This is a genomic window from Falsiroseomonas oryziterrae (assembly GCF_021864505.1).
Taxonomy (GTDB): Bacteria; Pseudomonadota; Alphaproteobacteria; order Acetobacterales; family Acetobacteraceae; genus Falsiroseomonas; species Falsiroseomonas oryziterrae.
On the sequence record NZ_JAKJIB010000461.1, the window covers coordinates 1 to 2,433 of the forward strand.

Consider the following 2,433-nt stretch of genomic DNA (forward strand, 5'->3'; position numbering starts at 1 on the left):
CTCGACGGGGCGGCGCTGCTCGTCGCGGGCCTGCTCGCGATGGAGCGCGGACGCGGACCGAAACCGGCCTGACGCGCGCAGCCGACCCGGCCGACATGATGACTCGCTCCGTCGCCGTGGCGGATCGGTCGGTCGCGCTCGGCGCGCTGGCCGATCGCTTCGGCATGGCAGGCGCCGGGGCGCTGCTGCTGCTGCTCGCCGTGCCTGCCTTCCTGCCCGTGCCGCTGCCCACCGGTATCCCGGCCGGCGTCGCGGCAGCCGCGATCGGCGCCCAGATCGCCCTTGGGCATGACCGGCCCTGGCTGCCTTGCTGGGCGCGTCGTTTCAGCCTTCGGCGCGACCAGGTGGCGTCCGGGATCGGGCGGCTGTTCCGGATCCTCCGTCGCCTCGGCCTGCGGCTGCGTCGCCGGCTGCCGCAGGCGGTCGGCACGCATGGCGCGCCGCGGCCGCTGACCGGCCTCGTCCTCGTCGTCTGCGGCATCGTGCTGATCCTGCCGCTGCCTTTCGGCAACCAGCTGCCGAGCCTCGCCATCGCGGCGGTCGGGCTCGGCCTGCTGCGCGGCGACGGACTCTTCGTGCTGGTGGGCTACGCCTTCGCGGCCGCGACGCTCGCCTGGACGTCCGCGCTGGTCTTCGCCGGCGCCGAGATCATGCAGGCGCTGGCGGGCCTCCTGCCCGCCTTCTGACCGCCCTTTGCGGCGCATCCGCCGGAACTCGGTCCGCGAGCCGGACCGGCCGGCGCGGCGCGGCAGGAACTGCGGCGTCATCCACCGGGGTGGATCACGCCGCAGCCGGACCGTCAGCGGTTCGCCAGATCCGCCAGCACCGCCGTCAGCACGCGTGCGCCGGCGGCCAGCTGGTGCGGCTCGCTGTACTCGCTCGGGTGGTGGCTCACCCCCGCTCGGCAGGGCACGAAGATCATGCCCGTCGGGCAGAGCGGCACCATGAACTGCGCGTCGTGGAAGGCGCCGGAGGGCATGCGCAGCGTCTTGAGGCCCTGCGCCTTCGCCGCCGTCTCCACCGCGGCCGGCACCATCGGGTCGAAGGTCGCGGGCAGCGCGTGGAAGCGCTCCGTCACCGTCGCCTCGCCGGTCTTCAGCGCGCCCTTGATCACCCGCTCGATCGCGTCCCCGCGCTCGGTCAGCACGGCCTTGTCGGGGTGGCGGAAGTCGATGGTGAAGCGCACCCGGTCGGCGACCGAGTTGGAGGTGTTCGGGTTCACCTCGATCCGGCCGACGGTGAAGCGCAGCACGTCGTCCGGGTCGTGCATCAGTTCGTTCAGCGCGGCGATCGCGCGCAGCATGTCCTGCACCGCGTCCTTGCGCAGCTTCAGCGGCGTCGTGCCGGCATGGTCGGTCTTGCCGGTGATCTCGACGATGAACCAGCGGCTGCCCTGGATCCCCTCGACCACGCCGATGTCGAGCCCCTCGGCCTCGAGCCGCGGGCCCTGCTCGATATGGGCCTCGACATAGGCGAAGGGCGCTGCGCCCTCGACCACGCCGAGCGGCCGGCGCGCAATGTCGGCCTCCGAGGCGAGCAGCTTCTTCAACTCCTCGCCGAAGGTCAGGCCCTCGTTGTCGGCGACGCCGTCCCAGGTGTCGCGCGGCTTGAAGCCGGCATAGGCCATGCTGCCCATGCAGCCCGGCGCGAAGCGGCCACCTTCCTCGTTGGTCCAGGCGACCACCTCGATCGGGCGCTTCGTCCGCACGCCCGCCTCGCGCAGCGCCTGCACCGCCTCGAGCCCGGCGATGACGCCCCAGATGCCGTCGAAGCGGCCGCCATTCGGCTGGGTGTCCATGTGGCTGCCGGTCAGCACCGGGGCGAGCGTCGGGTCCGTGCCCTCATGCCGCAGGAAGAGGTTGCCGAGCGCGTCCACGGACACGGCCAGGCCCAGCTTCTCCGCCCAGGAGATCAGCAGCCGCCGCGCCTGGCGGTCGAGGTCGGTGAGGCAGGCGCGGTTCACGCCGTCGCCCGGGATGGCGCCGATCTTCGCCATCTGCATCAGGCGGTCCCACTGCCGCTCCTGGCTCACCGCCGCCACGGCATTCGGCGCCACGCTGCCGTCCATCGCACTCTCCCGGGTTCGAGGCGCCTCTTTCGCCGCGTATGGCGCGCGAATCAACCCGCCGTCGGGCCGCGATGCGGCAGCGCGGCCGCGCCGGTCAGCGCGCTACGACGCTCAGCCCCAGCACGCGCGCGGCCAGCGCGGGGTCGTCCCGCACCGCCGCGAGGTCCGAGAAGGCAACAGGCTTGGTCGGGCGGAGCGTGATCTCCAGCGTACCCGGGCGCCGGATGAAGGCTGCGAAGGCCTGCCGCGCCTGGGCGAAGGGGTCCTGCTGTGCGGGGGCCGGCTGGGCCTGCCGCTGGCCGGGACGCGGCGCAGGGCCGGGCGGCGCCGCGCCCGGCAGCGGGAGCGCCAGCGCCATCTGCGCC

Annotated in this window: 3 protein-coding genes; 1 reads left to right on the forward strand and 2 read right to left on the reverse strand. The window is 73.8% G+C overall.

The annotated features are described in order from the left end of the window. Positions 1-95: 95 nt before the first annotated feature. Complete coding sequence (locus L2I40_RS21885) at positions 96-686, forward strand: exopolysaccharide biosynthesis protein (RefSeq protein ID WP_237217381.1); 591 nt, start codon at positions 96-98, stop codon at positions 684-686. A 113-nt stretch (positions 687-799) separates the two neighbouring features. On the opposite strand, the gene L2I40_RS21890 is transcribed toward L2I40_RS21885, so the two are convergent. Then, the gene (locus L2I40_RS21890) at positions 800-2,068 is read right to left on the reverse strand and encodes a M20 family metallo-hydrolase (protein ID WP_237217383.1); all 1,269 of its coding nucleotides are present in this window, start codon (positions 2,066-2,068) and stop codon (positions 800-802) included. A gap of 94 nt (positions 2,069-2,162) precedes the next feature. Next, on the reverse strand, positions 2,163-2,433 hold a 271-nt coding region (locus tag L2I40_RS21895; protein ID WP_237217385.1), incomplete at its 5' end, for a hypothetical protein.